This is a genomic window from Butyrivibrio sp. MC2021, assembly GCF_000621605.1.
Taxonomy (GTDB): domain Bacteria; phylum Bacillota; class Clostridia; order Lachnospirales; family Lachnospiraceae; genus Butyrivibrio.
Genome location: NZ_JHXX01000006.1, coordinates 141,349 through 155,284 on the forward strand (window position 1 = coordinate 141,349; position 13,936 = coordinate 155,284).

The 13,936-nt window shown below is 46.1% G+C and carries 10 protein-coding genes; 8 read left to right on the plus strand and 2 right to left on the minus strand.

The genetic code is table 11. From position 1 onward, the window contains the following. The first annotated feature begins 59 nt into the window (after positions 1–59). The 5 genes from T359_RS0112275 (at position 60) to T359_RS0112295 (ending at position 8,016) form a co-directional block, all read left to right on the plus strand. A complete protein-coding gene (locus tag T359_RS0112275; protein WP_026517744.1) occupies positions 60–3,839 on the plus strand; it encodes an endo-1,4-beta-xylanase in 3,780 nt (1,259 codons plus the stop codon). Positions 3,840–3,956: 117 nt separating this feature from the next. After that, a complete protein-coding gene (locus T359_RS0112280; protein WP_026517745.1) occupies positions 3,957–5,474 on the plus strand; it encodes an MBOAT family O-acyltransferase in 1,518 nt (505 codons plus the stop codon). Positions 5,475–5,492: 18 nt separating this feature from the next. Continuing rightward, entirely contained in the window at positions 5,493–6,584 is a 1,092-nt protein-coding gene (locus tag T359_RS0112285; RefSeq protein WP_026517746.1) for a hypothetical protein, read from the plus strand. Between the two features lie 88 nt (positions 6,585–6,672). Continuing rightward, positions 6,673–6,915: a TIGR03905 family TSCPD domain-containing protein gene (locus tag T359_RS0112290; RefSeq protein ID WP_026517747.1), complete on the plus strand. Its 243-nt coding sequence runs from the start codon at positions 6,673–6,675 to the stop codon at positions 6,913–6,915. A 24-nt stretch (positions 6,916–6,939) separates the two neighbouring features. Further along, a complete protein-coding gene (locus tag T359_RS0112295; RefSeq protein ID WP_026517748.1) occupies positions 6,940–8,016 on the plus strand; it encodes an undecaprenyldiphospho-muramoylpentapeptide beta-N-acetylglucosaminyltransferase in 1,077 nt (358 codons plus the stop codon). A gap of 76 nt (positions 8,017–8,092) precedes the next feature. Here the strand turns inward: T359_RS0112295 and T359_RS0112300 are convergent, their stop codons facing one another. Beyond that, positions 8,093–9,259: a GGDEF domain-containing protein gene (locus T359_RS0112300; RefSeq protein WP_026517749.1), complete on the minus strand. Its 1,167-nt coding sequence runs from the start codon at positions 9,257–9,259 to the stop codon at positions 8,093–8,095. A gap of 195 nt (positions 9,260–9,454) precedes the next feature. Here T359_RS0112300 and T359_RS0112305 point away from each other — a divergent pair, with 195 nt between their 5' ends. From T359_RS0112305 to T359_RS0112315, 3 genes are all read left to right on the plus strand, one after another. Continuing rightward, on the plus strand, positions 9,455–9,910 hold the full coding sequence (locus tag T359_RS0112305; RefSeq protein ID WP_026517750.1) for a hypothetical protein: 456 nt from the start codon (positions 9,455–9,457) through the stop codon (positions 9,908–9,910). A gap of 70 nt (positions 9,911–9,980) precedes the next feature. After that, the gene (locus T359_RS0112310; RefSeq protein ID WP_026517751.1) at positions 9,981–11,333 is read left to right on the plus strand and encodes an MATE family efflux transporter; all 1,353 of its coding nucleotides are present in this window, start codon (positions 9,981–9,983) and stop codon (positions 11,331–11,333) included. A gap of 336 nt (positions 11,334–11,669) precedes the next feature. Then, positions 11,670–12,620: a leucine-rich repeat domain-containing protein gene (locus tag T359_RS0112315; protein WP_330370191.1), complete on the plus strand. Its 951-nt coding sequence runs from the start codon at positions 11,670–11,672 to the stop codon at positions 12,618–12,620. Positions 12,621–12,691: 71 nt separating this feature from the next. Here T359_RS0112315 and T359_RS0112320 read toward each other — a convergent pair whose 3' ends face one another. Beyond that, positions 12,692–13,825 (minus strand): ArsR/SmtB family transcription factor, encoded by a 1,134-nt coding sequence (locus tag T359_RS0112320; RefSeq protein WP_026517753.1) that lies wholly within the window; start codon positions 13,823–13,825, stop codon positions 12,692–12,694. Positions 13,826–13,936: the final 111 nt, after the last annotated feature.

A 13,936-nucleotide genomic window follows, 5' to 3' on the forward strand; every position in this document is an offset into this window, starting at 1 on the left:
TGTGCGTTAGGGGATAAATGCACAAGTGTAAAAATTTCTATAGGAGGGAAAGGAAAACTATGCACAAAAAGTTTTTGGGGATGTTGTCCCTGGCAATGGCGGGCGTTCTTGTAGCAGGCTCACTTGCACCTGCAAACCTGGCATTTGCAGCGGACGAAGAATTGTCACTTACTGATGTTGCCGAAGAGGAAGCAGTTTTGCTGGAATCAGACGGTGACGAGGACTGGAACGAGGGCAGTGAGGAGCCCGGTGAACAGCCCATTGATAACCCGGAGGAGCCTGTTCCGGCTGAGGAGAGCACTCTTAAGTTTGTAAACAGATGGAACAGCAATGATACTTGCGGAAACAAGATCACATTCGCTGGCCAGTATCAGGAATTTGTTTATGAGTTCCCTGAGGGATTCGAGACTGCTGTCTGCAATACAATAGTAGTTAAAGTTGCGGATCAGGGTAATAACGTTTGCTTCAAGCTGTATGATTCAGGCATGAACGAGATGCAGGCCAACTACAGCAACAGCGGAAGCACAGAATATGAAGTAGTACCTAAATATGACGGTGATGTTAAATATCTTGGCGTTATGTCAATGGCATCAGGTGAGGAGAATTATCCTTACAGCATCACAATTAAAGAGATCAATCCGGATTTAACCGCAACAGGCGGCGAAGAGGAGACCATTACCTATGGTCCTGAGAGCATGAAGTTCAGCCAGAAATGGAGCGGCGCTGAGGTTGAGAAGAATACTCTTACCTTTGTTGAGACCTGGGATGAGTACTGGTTCCACCTTAACAGAAAGTTCGATGCTGAGAAGATCAAGTCCATCACAGTAAAGACCAGTGGTCAGACAGCATCTCTTGCATTCAAGATCTATGATGATGCAGGAAAAGAGCTTCAGGCATTCTACGGCAAGAATAACAGCAACGAGTATGTAATCTATCCTTCAGCAACAGGAACTGTTACAGACTTTGCTTTCATGGCCGGAGATGACAACAAGTCATTCCCTGTAGAAGCTACCATCGAGAGCGTAGTTTTTGTAGAGGATACAGCTGTTGAAGAGCCTTCAGACAACGAAGTTGAATATGACATAGTTAACCTGCGCGATGAAGTTGCCAAGATCATGGGCGACGATTTCATCATCGGTACAGCTATCAGCTACATGGAGTTCGCTGATGCCAAGGAGATGGCTCTTGTAACCAAGCACTTCAACGGATGCACACTTGGTAACGAGCTTAAGCCTGACTCAATGATCGTTAAGGATGTAAACAAGGTTAAGAGCTATGAGCTCAACGGCGAAGAGGTTCTTTTCCCTGAACTTAACTTCGAGACTCCTGAGAGATACCTTGATTTCTTCCTTGATTGGAACAACGAGCACCCTGATAAGTTCATCAAGATCAGAGGCCACGTACTTGTATGGCACTCACAGACTCCTGAGCTTATCTTCCACGAGGACTTCGATACAAACAAGCCTTATGTAACACCTGACGTTATGAACAAGCGTCTCGAGGTTTACATCAGAGAGGTTGCTAACCACTTCACAGCTCCTGACAGCAAGTACAAAGATCTGTTCTACGGCTGGGATGTAGTTAACGAGGCAGTCAGCGATGGCACAGGCACATACAGAAACGGCAACGAGAACTCATCATGGTGGAGAGTATACAACAGCCCTGAGTTCATCCAGAACGCATTCGTATATGCTAACAAGTACTATCCTGCAAACATCTCTCTTTTCTACAACGATTACAACGATACCATGACAAACAAGGTTAACGGTATCTGCAAGCTCCTTGAGGATGTTAAGGCAACACCCGGAGCAAGAATCGATGGTTTCGGAATGCAGGCTCACTACCAGATCGCTAACAACGATCCTTCAATGGAAGCCTTCAGAACAGCAGCTAAGAGATATGCAGCAATCGTTGATCAGGTTCAGGTAACAGAGCTTGACTTCAAGGGCAGCAGAAATTCAACAGACGAGAGACTTGCAAAGAGATATAAAGATCTCTATGACACAATCAGAAGACTTAAGGATGAAGGCGTTAACATCACAGGTATGACAATCTGGGGTGTAGTAGATAAGCACTCTTGGCTTCAGACAGCTAACTCAGCAGGTGGCGGTGCTTCAGGAAACGCAAGACAGTATCCACTTCTTTTCGATGATCACTACAAGGCTAAGAATGCATTCTATGCTATCGCAAATCCCGGCGAGCTTATGCCTGAGGTTAGAAACGTAACACTTCTTCAGCTCCAGGGCGATGACTTCGATGCAGGTCAGAGCTATGATTTCAAAACAGACGCAGGCGTAGTAAGCTTCGTTCCTATGTGGGAAGAGGGCGGCCTTGCAGTTAGGGTTGAAGTAGAAGATACAACTGTAGACGATACAGATAAGATCACTCTTTATGCAACAGACGGATCCATCAAGAAGACTGTTGTAGAGAGATCAGCAGCAACCGTTACCAACTTGGGATACGCTGCAGTTCTTAAGCTTGCAGTAGATAATGATAAGCTTGCTGCTAACCAGGTTAAGCTTGACGTAGTAGTAACAGACGGTGAGAAGGACTTCGCATTCGGCGATACACAGCTCAAGCAGGGCGAGAGAAGTGATTACTACGCTGAGACAGTTATCAAGCCTCTTCTTGCAGTAAAGAACGGAACAGTAAAGGTTGATGCACAGGAGCTTGACGCAGCTTGGGAAAAGGCAACTCCTTTCGTAGTAGCTATCAACGGCGGCGCACAGGCAACAGCAACAGCTAAGGCCCTCTGGGATGAGGAAAACCTCTATGTTCTTGCAGAGGTTCAGGATTCACTCCTTAACAAGGATGCTTCAGATGCTTGGGAGCAGGATTCAGTAGAAATCTTCGTAGACGAGAACAATGCTAAGGCTTCTTCCTATGAAGAGGACGACAAGCAGTACAGAATCAGCTATGTAAATGAGCTCAGCTTCAACGGCACAAAGTGCGTAGCAGAGAACATTGATTCAGATGTATTTGTAACAGATGACGGCTACAGAGTAGTAGCAGCACTTAAGTGGACAGACATCGCACCTGCAGCAGGATCTAAGGTTGGTCTTGATATCCAGATCAACGACGCTGATGCCAGCGGCAAGAGAGTAGGAACTCTTAACTGGGCAGACAACACAGGTAACGGATGGAGTTCACCTGCAGTATTCGGCACAATCGTTCTTACACAGGATGAGGAAGTAAAGGGCGAGTTCTATACAAAGTGGGGCAGCACATACTTCAAGTATCCTGACGGAACATTCCACGTTGGATTCCTTGAGAAAGATGGATACAAGTACTACTTCAACAGCAAGGGCCACATGGTAAGAAAGAAATTTGTTACCGAAGATGACAAGGAATATTACCTCAACGCTGAAGGACACGTAGTTATCGGCAAGTTCACAAAGGACAAGAAGTTCTACTACGCAGATGAGGAAGGCGTTATCCAGAAGAAGACAGAAGTTAAGATCGGTGCTGACTATTACTACTTCGATGCTAAGGGAGTAAGAGTAGACAAGCAGTTCGTAAGAGTAGACGAAAACACCATCTACTACTATGGCAAAGACGGCAAGAAGTGGTTCGGCGAGCTTCGCAGAAATAAGTCAAATTACTACTACTGCGATGATGCTACCGGCGCATTAAAGCTTGGATTCTTCGATTACAAGGGACACACCTACTACTTCGACAAGAAGGACGGAAGAAGACAGTGCGGCTGGATCACAGTTGACGGCAAAGAGTATTATGCATTATCAAACGGTGTTATCGTTAAGAATACCCAGAGATGGGTTGGCAAGTACTGGTGCACATTTGATGCAAACGGTGTTTGCATCAGCAAGAAACATCGCTGATAAGTAAAAACGGTTTTTGGCGGGGCTTCGCATTATGCGAAGCCTCGTTTTTCCTTTTATGAAAGGTCGTAAATATGATATACTCTTCGTTGAAATACATCAGATGGAGATTTTTTAATGGGTTTTAATTCCTTTAGATTTATATTGCTGTTCCTTCCTGCCCTCTTAGCCGGCTGGTATCTGCTTAACAGATTTGAAAAGCATGCAGTGGCGGACGTATTCCTTTGTCTTATGTCACTGTATTTCTATTACTCTTTTGGCGCATCCTTCCTGGTCATACTGCTTGTCAGCATGGCGGGGAACTATCTGCTTAGCTTTTTGATGGACAAGCTTTCCGGCAAAAAAGTTCTCATGGCAGCAGGAGTCATCTTTAACCTGGCTTTGCTGTTCTACTTCAAATATCTGGGATTTTTCATGGAAAATGTAAATGCCATTACCGGCGGAGCCCTTACCTCAAGACAGATCCTGATGCCCATAGGTATCAGCTTTTTTACCTTCGGTCAGATATCCTTTATCGTGGACAGGGCCCAGGGCAAGGCGCCCCACTATCCGGTCCTTAAGTACGTCATGTACACAGCCTATTTTCCCAAGCTGATCCAGGGACCCATCGCATTCCATGAGGAGATGATCAGCCAGTTCGAGGATAAGAGCCTGAGGCGCTTTAATCCCGATAATTTCGCGAGAGGCCTTATGTCCTTTATCCTAGGCCTTGGAAAAAAGGCAATTCTGGCGGATACACTGTCCAAAGTGGTGGTCTACGGCTTCCACTACACCTACTATATGGACACCATCACCGGGATTCTCGTGATGCTCTCCTACACCTTCCAGATCTACCTGGATTTCTCCGGTTACTGCGATATGGCAAGCGGCGTCAGCCTTATGCTGAATTATAAGCTCCCCGTGAACTTCAATTCGCCCTACAAGGCAGCTACGCCCAAGGAACTGTGGCAGCGCTGGCATATGACTTTGTCCAGATTTTTCATCAAATATGTTTACATTCCTCTTGGAGGCAGCAGGAAGGGCAAACTTCGCACCATGGTAAACGTCCTCATCGTCTTTGTGCTGTCAGGACTGTGGCACGGTGCCGGCTGGACCTACATCTGCTGGGGCCTTATGCAGGGCCTTCTTGTAGTCTGGGACAACCTGGGTATCGTGGGAGTTAAGGATAAAGAGGGCAATAAAACAGGCAAGTTCCTCTTCAGGAAAGAGCCCCTTATCTGGATCCCTCATTTCCTGGGAAATGCCCTGACCTTCATTATGTTCGTTATCTCTCTGGTGTTCTTCGGATCCCAGAATATGACCTATGCTCTTCAGATGTTTAAGCAGTTTTTCTTCTTCACCTATCCCGGGTTCCTCTACAAGACCGCAGAGAACCTGAAGCTGGCGGAGAATTACCTGCCAAGACAGCTTTTTACCCAGCTGAATATGGGTGATGGCATGCAGAACCTTATATATGTGGCGACTTTCCTGATCCTTCTTATTGTCAGCGGCTTCGTTATGACAAGGAAGAATACTCAGGAGATCATAGAGGAGACCAGGTTCGACACCAGGACAGTGATAGGCCTTGCCATTATCTTTATCTGGTCCTTTGTGTCCCTGTCCAATGTCAGCACATTTATTTATTTCCAGTTTTAAGGAAGACCTGAATTACCAATGAATAAAAAAGAAAAAACAACAAACTCAACTTCATTTATAAAAAGATTTCTGATAACCATCCTGGCATTGATGGTGCTGGTGGCGGGCATTGTCTTTGTTTTTGACCCCTTCTATCACTATCACAAGCCCTGGCTGGGGCTGAAGGCGGTCCTCAACGACAAGGAGTATCAGTGCATCGGAACCCTTCGTAACTTTGACTACGACTCCCTGCTGGTGGGCTCCTCCGTTATGGAGAACAACGACAACTCCTGGTATGACAGTGCCTACGGCATCAAGTCCATCAAGGCCATAAGGAGCTACGGAGCCACAGCGGACCTGTGTTATCTTCTGGATGCCGCCTATGAGAGCCACGACATCAGATACGTTTTTTACAATATCGATCCTTCGTCGCTGTCTGCATCCCCGGAGCCTACCTACGAATCCACAGGCTGCCCCATGTATCTGTATGACAAGAATCCCTTCAACGACGTGAAGTACCTCTTTAACAAGGACGTGCTTCTGGAAAAGATTCCCTATCAGCTGGCCAATTCCTTTATAGGAGACTACAATGAGAACCTCTCCTATAACTGGGCGAAATGGAAGAACTTCGGATCGGAGCTGGCCCTGGGCCTCTACAACAGGGCGGAGGATGTGATCCCCATGATGGAGGAGAGCGCGTATCAGACTGAGCTTGATGCCAACATCGCTCTTTTGACAGAGCAGGTGGCAGCTCATCCCGAGACAGAGTTTATATTCTTTTATCCAACATATTCCATGCTCTGGTGGGACGGCATTGTGAGAACCGGAGAAAGAGATGCCTATATCTACAATGAAAAGCAGATGACCAAGGCTCTTTTATCCTATGACAACGTCCGTATCTTCTGCTTCCAGAACGACAGGGAAGTGGCCACCAACCTGGACCTTTATATGGACACCATCCACTTTGCCCCCGAGATCAACAGGCGTATGCTGGACAAGATCATCGCCGGAGAGGACGAGATGACCCTCGAAAACTATGAGGAAGTTCTGGATGGAGTAAAGAATTTTTCCCAGGACGTGGTGACAGATTACATCATCCCTTACGAGGAGCAGGGGCTTCTTCACAACTGAGCTTTCGGCGAAAGTTTGCGAATACAGCAAAACGTGGTATCATTGATTGGCAAAAACAAATTCACATTTACATAAAAGGAGTTTTATAATGGTATATAAGACAAAAGGCACCTGCTCAACTAAGATAGATATTGAGGTTGAGGGTGGTATTATAAAGAGTGTTGCCTTCACCGGCGGCTGCAACGGCAATCTCAAGGGCATTTCCAAGCTGGTGGAAGGAATGAAGGGCGAGGACGCCATTGCCAAGCTTCGCGGCATCAAGTGCGGATTCAAGGACACTTCCTGCCCGGATCAGCTCTCATATGCCATCGAGCAGGCAATGAACCAGTAACTTTGGTGGAAGAAGGATAAAAAAGTGAGTGAGAATACTAAGACTATAGTACTTACCGGCGGTGGAAGTGCGGGACACGTAACTCCCAATATAGCCCTTATTCCGGCTCTGAAAAAGGCTGGCTACGAAATCTTTTACATCGGCTCCTACAACGGAATCGAGAAAAAGCTTATAGAAGACTACAATATTCCATACTTCGGAATCGCCACAGGCAAGCTTCGCAGATACTTTGATCCCAAGAATTTCTCTGATCCCTTCAGAGTACTCAAGGGCTTTACAGAGGCTGTGACCCTGCTTCGCAAGATCAAGCCCGACGTTGTGTTTTCCAAGGGCGGATTTGTCAGCGTTCCCGTTGTCAGGGCAGCAGGATTTCTCAAGATCCCATATATTGTCCACGAATCAGACATGACTCCCGGTCTTGCCAACAAACTCAGCATGACCGGCGCCAAGAAGATCTGCTGCAATTTCCCTGAGACCATGAAGTCTCTTCCCGCAGACAAGGCGGTTCTCACAGGAACCCCCATCAGAGAAGAGCTGGGAATGGGCTCTCCCGAGGAAGGCAAGAAGCTCTGCGGATTTACCGATGACAAGCCCGTTCTTATGGTCATCGGCGGAAGCCTTGGAGCACAGTCCGTCAATGAGACAGTGAGATACGCTCTTCCGAGACTCCTTCCCGATTTCAACGTGGTCCACATCTGCGGCAAGGAGAAAATGGATAACCTCAAGCTCTCCGTTCCCGGCTACAAGCAGTTTGAGTATGTAAAGAACGAGCTCAAGGACATTTTTGCCATGGCTGACATCGTAGTATCAAGAGCCGGCGCCAATTCCATCTGCGAACTTCTGGCACTTAAGAAGCCCAACATCCTTATTCCACTGTCCACCAAGGCCAGCAGAGGCGACCAGATGCTGAACGCCCGCAGCTTTGAGCAGCAGGGATTCTCATTGGTGATCGACAACGATGATCTTGATGAGGATATCCTGGTGGAGACCATTCAGGATCTGTATGAGAACAGAGAGAAATATATCGAGAACATGAGTAAGAGCAGCCTTCACAGCGCTACCGATACCATTGTTCAGATCATCAACGAAGAGATTCAGTAATTATCATAAGACAAAATAAAGCACCGAGCGTTCTCATAGGAGAGGGCCAAGTGCTTTTTTTTGAATAAATAATAAATCAGGACTTCAATGCCTTAATTCTTTCGTGGAAGGCATCCGTCTGCTGATGCTGGATCTCTTTATCCTTGTATAGATTTTTATCCGCCTCTATAAGGGCCTGATCAATGCTTATGGAAGTGTCGGTACATTCATACATTCCCAGGCTGAAGGAAGGGATAAAACTGATCTCTTTGGAGTTTTCTATCTTGCTATTCAGTTTTTCCCTGAAATTCTCAGTAAGGGCCTTATCTCTCGTGGCAACTATAAACTCATCACCGCCCCATCTGGAAGCCATGGCGTTTTTGGAAGCTGTAATTTTGGCGAGGGCGTCTGAAAAGGCGATCAGAGTCTTGTCGCCCTCATCATGTCCCAGAATATCGTTGATACTCTTGAAGAAATCGATATCTATCATAATTATGCACAGCGGGTGGGTGTCGTTTACGTTTTTTATCTCCTCTTTAAAATATTCGGAGATCCTGATCCTGTTATTCAGCCTTGTGAGAGCATCGGTATAGATCTTGGAGTCCTGAACATCAACGAAGATCTTGACCACCACGGGAATAACACAGAGCTCAATGGAGGGAAGTCCCATAAGAAAACCGATCAGAAAGCCGCTTAAGGTAAAAAAGATGATGAAAAAGATCTGGGTTCTGTACTTCCTTTTTTCAATCCTGGTCTTGGACCTGTGCATCTTGATGGCTGATATTATGGTGGCCATGATCAGGTAAATATAGTCAAACCAGGTAATTGTAATGATTGCAGGCTTTACCAGCAGTATCTCATTTATTTCAAAGAGGTTTTTATTGAAGGGTGTGAAGATGAGAGCCATAGTGATCAGCAGCGGGATAGAGGTCACCACATACCATTTAATGGCATATTTGCGGCGCTGCCTGGTGTCTGTGGATACATAGATGAACCAGAAATAGCATGCCCAGGTCATGGAAGCAAATCCCAGCTCAGTGACCAGTGTCACAAACCATACGGGAAAAGACGTGTAGAAGGTCGGGAACAGGAATCTTAAGTCTACCAGGCCATAAACCATGAAGGAAAAGAGCATGCATCTGAAGGCAAAGGCCTCCCTCTGATCACCGATGGTTTCCTTTGTTTTGAAAAAAATGATGCCAATAGTGATCAGATATACAACTATTATAAGGACCACAAGAATATTTATCTGCATCTCAAGCATAGCTTAATCTCCATGGAGTGATGGACATACTGCGATAGTTTATTATAGCAAATCTTTATCAAAAATCCGTTAACAAATAAATAAAAATACATTAAGAGATAATTGTTCTTGAAAGATTTTCACAAAGTGGTACAATAGCAAAGTTGCGCTGTCTATTTCAGCGCCTATAAATATATAATTCAGGAGTATTTAGAAATGAAAAAGAAAAATGTGATCAAATGGTTAAGCGTAGCAGTTTTCACGGTACTGGTTTTCGCCCTTGTTTACTCTGTTTCAGGTAAGACAATGAACGCAGAGAAGGACCTTGAGGAGATGGCAACAGTTACTACAGCAAGCACACAGCAGAACAAGATTGAGTCACTGGTTCTTTCAAATGTAGATGATCTTGAGATCGGTGTTGGAAAGCAGGACACAGGAATCTATGCTAAGGTTGAGCTTGGCGAGGATGCTGATCTTACAGCAGAGGATATTGTTTTTGTTAGCTCTAACCCCGAAGTTGCTGAGGTTGTATTCGACAGAGTAACCCGTGCAAACAGCGTTTACTGCGTAATCAGAGGCGTTACCCCCGGCGAAGCGGAAATCTACGCCGTAACAGCAGAGGGAGAGCTTGAAACTCCTCACAAAAAGGTAGTAGTTACCGCAAATAACTGATATTATATAAATGCCTTTGTTCTTGCTTAAGAACAGAGGCATTTTAAAGTTTTGAATTAGTGGTGAACGAATGAAAGTCTTTGTAAGGGATAAAGAATTCTATAAAACACTGGTGGCCTATGCGCTGCCAATAGCGCTTCAGCAGCTCATAACCGTGGGCGTCAACATGGCGGACAACATCATGCTGGGGCAGCTGGGAGAGGCCCCCATGAGCGGAGCCACCCTGGCCAATAACTTTATTACCATCTTTCAGATCATGTGCATGGGCCTTGGCATGGGAGCCAGCGTCCTGGTCAGCAGATTCTTCGGAATGAAGGACAAGCTCAATATGAAAAGGTCTGTGAATATCATGTATAGGCTCCTCTTTGTGGTAGCCACCTGCTTTGCACTGGCAACGGCTCTGATGCCCGGTGAGATCATGGGCCTCTTTACATCGGAGCAGGATGTCATCAGCCAGGGAACAGGCTACCTTCTTATCTCCATCCCCTGTTATTACTTAAACGGCTATGCCGTCACCTCCAGCATTATGCTGCGAAGCGTGGGCAAGGCCAATATTCCCCTTTTATCCAGCTGCTGCTCCTTCTTCATCAATATCTTCTTTAACTGGGTATTTATCTTCGGTAAATTGGGAGCTCCCGAGATGGGCGTCAACGGTGCGGCACTGGGAACATTGCTGGCAAGAGTTGTGGAATTCGCCATAATCATGGGCTTTTTGCTATTTGTAGACACCAATATCGGCTTCAGGCTCAAGGACCTGACCCTTTCTGTAAAAGAGCTCCTTGGGGAGTACATCAGAATTTCCATCCCGGTTCTTATTTCCGACACACTTCTTGGTCTTGGAAACAGCGCCGTGGCAGCAGTTATGGGACACATCGGAGCCACCTTTGTTGCGGCCAACTCCATAACCACCGTGGTAATGAGCCTTGCCACCGTTGTCATCCAGGGTATCAGCCAGGCCAGCTGTACCATCACAGGCATCACCCTGGGAAAAGGAGAAGTGGAAAAGGCCAGAGAGCAGGGCAATACCTTTGCGGCACTGGGATTCATCATCGGCGGCTTTGGATGTGTGCTTATCCTGGCCATCTCAGACCTGGTGGTGGGAGCCTATAGGATTACCCCCGAGACCGCGGCCCTGGCAAGAGACCTGATGCACGCCGTGGCTATTACCATCTGGTTCCAGGCGGCCAACAGTATCCTCACCAAGGGTACCCTAAGGGGCGGCGGAGACACCAAGTTCCTGATGGTGGCGGACATCATCTTCCTCTGGGTATGCAGTATCCCCATGGGAGCACTGGCAGGCCTTGTATTTAACTGGCCCGGATTTTGGGTATTTATCATGCTGAGGATCGACCAGTTCATCAAATGCTTCGTCTGCGTAATCCGTCTTAGAAGCGGCAAGTGGATCAAGCGAATTAAAAACTGACATTTATAATTTTGAAGCCCTTTTGCACCTGGAGGAAGAAGCCCGAAAAGAGGCGGGGAAACAGGCCTAAAAATGACCATCCATTCAGTAGTTTATTAATTTCAGATAAACTAGATAAAATTAAAATTATATTTCCTCAGAAAGCCACATTGTATCCGCAAAATCAGATAGAATAATGTCGTATTTCCGTGCATTTTTGAGGACAAGGGTATCTATTACCGCAAGAGCGGCAAGGCGGAAGTTGCAGTATGCGGAATAAACAAGGACAAGAAGAGCACAAGTATAACTATTCCTGCAACTGTTAAGAAGGACGGAGTAACCTATAAGGTAACAAGAATTGATGCCAATACATTCCATGATTGTGACGATCTTATATCCGTAACCATCGGAAAGAATGTCACCACCATCAGAAGCGAAGCATTTGCAGAATGTAACAGCCTTGCAAAGGTTAAATTCGGCGCAAATGTTCAGGAGATCGGTGATGAAGCATTTAAGGGATGTACAGCCCTTAAGGATCTGAAGCTCCCGTCCAAGCTTGAAAAGATCGGCGCCCAGGCATTTATGAACTGTATCAGAATCACTTCCGTAGCATTGCCTTCAAAGGTAAGCTATGTGGGCGATAAAGCATTCTTTGGATGCACAGGACTTAAGAAGGTAACAATAAACACTGAGGTACTGACCACCGACAACTTCGGAGCAGATGTCTTCGGCGGATGTACAGCACTTAACAAGGTTACTATTGCAGGCGAAGCTGTTAAGATAGGAGAAGATGCTTTTGCCCAGGTACCTGATAAGGCTAAATTCAAGATAACAACCAAGAACAAGGCAGCAAAAGATGAGATCATCAGAAATCTGCTTCTGTATATCGATACCTTTACAGATGCCAAGAATAATGTATATATCCTTATTACTGATGAAACCTTTGAAGCATATCTTACCGGAACCAATGATGCAGCAGCTAAATCCATCAAAGTTCCTGACGCAGTAACTTACAGAGGTCTTGCAATTCCTGTTATAGGCATCCAGGAAAGTGCATTTAAGGACAACACCGCTATAACCACTGTAACTATTGGCAAGAATGTTAGGACAATAGACAATCAGGCCTTTGAAGGCTGTAGCAACTTAAAGACTGTTACCATCAAGTCCAAGAACCTTATCCTCATCGGATACAAAGCGTTCTACGGCAACAGCCCCGCTGCCACCTACAAGATCTCAGACAAAACCAAGCTCGCCGCCTACAAACAGCTCCTCATCGACGCAGGCGTCGAAGCAGCAAAAATCAAGTAATTCATAGCATAATTAATCCCCAGGCTCTTCCGAGTCTGGGGATTTTTATGTCCGGGTCAATGTGGGACATTTTACTCTTTCAAAAGTTCTTTCTTCACATATTCCACCAACGCCCTGATCATCTCCGGATTCGCCCTATAATATATCTTCGTATCCACCTTCTCCAGCGTCAGCAGCTTCTGCTCCAGCAGCGCCGACGTATGATGAGATATCGTCGCCGTCGTCAGCCCCAGCATATTCGCCAGCTGCGCCCCATAGGCCGCCTTCTCCACCGTGGCCGACAAAATCTGAAACTTACTCTTATCAGCCAGCAGCTTAAGCATCATCAGCACCTTGTCCTCATTGAGGCTGTTCTGATTCTTCAAAAGATCCCCGATCCTTATGGAGTCGTTATAAACCGCTCCGATATTCACCACCGCCCTGGCAGCAGGCTCTCCCTCAAAGAAAAATCCCATAGCCGCGCTCTTTATGTAAGAGATATAAACATCACATTCCTCAAAATTATTCCCATATTCCTGGTCCAGGAACAGCTCCTTCATGATATAAGCCGCCATTGTGGAGCCCCCAAGAACTCCCTCAAAGTACGCAGCCACCTTTTTACCCTTGGCAAGGAGCTTTTTCTCATACTTCTTTATCACCCCGGCAGCCCGCTCCATCAGCCCCGCGAACTTCTCGCAGTACTCCCTGTGGTGTATAAACATCTTCTGAAGCCTTAACTTCTCCGCATCCGACAGCTCTTTTTGCTGTATAAGATCAAAGACCTCCAGGGCAGTGACCGCCCCCTCGGCTCCCTGACCGATTCTCCTGGTGCCAAAGACCATAACCTCATAGTAGAACTGCCTCGTATACTCCTCCTCGGAAAGCCCCTTAAGCTCATCATAATAATCCGCCACAGACCTCTCTCTCAGGGCATTGTTACCAGCCAGCATCAGCACATTGGCGAAGGTCTCAACCTTTTCTCCAATCTTTTGCATACCGCAGAAAAAGCGGATATCTTCCATATCCTTGGAAAATTCTACCCGGGCTTCATCCTCGATCTCCTGCAGCATCGTCACATACTCTTTTGCCTCAGCATCAGGAGTTATGCCGTACTCAGCGGCGATACTGTTCATGAAATTAATCTCAAACCCCGCGGGCTGAGCCACCATATTGAGAAGTGTGATACTCTCCGGAACATAATTTACTTCCAAATGAAACTGATTCATACTGCCTCCATAGACTATGAATTAGATAGATGTCTAATAATTGTTCGATGATTATAACGTAACATATCATTTGATGATTTTCAAATATAAACATTAGATTTTTATCTAATA

What these genes read in the sequence shown, in the direction of transcription:
- T359_RS0112275 (WP_026517744.1), top strand. Translation starts at nt 60, where the DNA reads ATGCACAAAAAGTTTTTGGGGATGTTGTCCCTGGCAATGGCGGGCGTT.
- T359_RS0112280 (WP_026517745.1), top strand. Translation starts at nt 3,957, where the DNA reads ATGGGTTTTAATTCCTTTAGATTTATATTGCTGTTCCTTCCTGCCCTC.
- T359_RS0112285 (WP_026517746.1), top strand. Translation starts at nt 5,493, where the DNA reads ATGAATAAAAAAGAAAAAACAACAAACTCAACTTCATTTATAAAAAGA.
- T359_RS0112290 (WP_026517747.1), top strand. Translation starts at nt 6,673, where the DNA reads ATGGTATATAAGACAAAAGGCACCTGCTCAACTAAGATAGATATTGAG.
- T359_RS0112300 (WP_026517749.1), bottom strand. Translation starts at nt 9,259, where the DNA reads ATGCTTGAGATGCAGATAAATATTCTTGTGGTCCTTATAATAGTTGTA.
- T359_RS0112305 (WP_026517750.1), top strand. Translation starts at nt 9,455, where the DNA reads ATGAAAAAGAAAAATGTGATCAAATGGTTAAGCGTAGCAGTTTTCACG.
- T359_RS0112310 (WP_026517751.1), top strand. Translation starts at nt 9,981, where the DNA reads ATGAAAGTCTTTGTAAGGGATAAAGAATTCTATAAAACACTGGTGGCC.
- T359_RS0112320 (WP_026517753.1), bottom strand. Translation starts at nt 13,825, where the DNA reads ATGAATCAGTTTCATTTGGAAGTAAATTATGTTCCGGAGAGTATCACA.